Source organism: Paracraurococcus lichenis, from assembly GCF_030657435.1.
GTDB classification, from domain to species: Bacteria; Pseudomonadota; Alphaproteobacteria; order Acetobacterales; family Acetobacteraceae; genus Paracraurococcus; species Paracraurococcus lichenis.
On record NZ_JAUTWS010000495.1, the window covers coordinates 1 to 433 of the forward strand.

1 protein-coding gene is annotated in these 433 nt (G+C 74.4%); it reads right to left on the bottom strand.

Annotated features, from left to right (window positions below):
• Nucleotides 1–433 (bottom strand): IS66 family transposase zinc-finger binding domain-containing protein (locus tag Q7A36_RS40950; RefSeq protein ID WP_305109502.1); only part of this gene is annotated, 433 nt, incomplete at both ends.

Sequence of the window (433 nt, forward strand, 5' to 3'; positions counted from 1 at the left end):
GACCACGGGGCGGATCTCAAAGGCGGCCGCACCCATCCAGCCCGCCAGCACCCCGCGGCCGATCTCGATGCCCTGCCGCGCCAGGCCCTGCGCCTGGCGGTACAGCGGCAGGTGGTCGGCGTAGCGGGCCACCGCGACATGCGCCACCGCCGCCTCGGTCGGCATGCCACCCTCGATCAGGCGCGCCGGGGCAGGTGCCTGGACCACGACGCCTGGGCAGGCGCGGCAGGCGAACTTGGGACGCTTGGTGACCTGGACGCGGAACTGGACGGGGATCACGTCGAAGCGCTCGGCGGTGTCGCAGCCGATCTCCACCATCGCACCCTGGCAGCACGGGCAGGCGGTGCTCTCGGGCATGAGCACCTGCTCGATGCGCGGCAGGTGCGCCGGCAGCCGGCCGCGCCCGGCCCGGCGTCGGGCGGCGTTCTTCTTG